General features: G+C 52.5%; 1 protein-coding gene. It reads left to right on the top strand.

Translation table 11 applies throughout. The features are described 5' to 3' along the window. Positions 1–44: 44 nt before the first annotated feature. The coding region (locus Q5L94_RS13775; RefSeq protein ID WP_317498921.1) for an AraC family transcriptional regulator at positions 45–265 on the top strand (221 nt) is incomplete at its 3' end.

Raw genomic sequence — 265 nt, 5'->3', positions numbered from 1 at the left:
GCCCTGGTCCTGCGTTGCACTTGGCCAGATCGTTAGTAACTCCGATGATCAGGCCTGCGGGACAGTCCCAGTTCAGTTCCGATCTTGCGCGCCAGACTCAGGATTTGACAGGCGAGTTCGCTGCACTGCACGATTGGTTAAAAGCTAATTTAACAAGAACAATCAGTGTTCAAGATATGGCTGAGCGATGCGCCATGAGTTCGCGAAGTTTTTCTCGGCGCTACGCAGCGAAGATGGGCCTGACGCCAGCCAATTCCTTTGAAAA

This window comes from Idiomarina sp. Sol25 (assembly GCF_033052775.1).
Classification (GTDB): domain Bacteria; phylum Pseudomonadota; class Gammaproteobacteria; order Enterobacterales; family Alteromonadaceae; genus Idiomarina.
The sequence above is the reverse complement of the archived record's forward strand: the minus strand, read 5'-3'. Positions and strand labels throughout refer to the sequence as shown.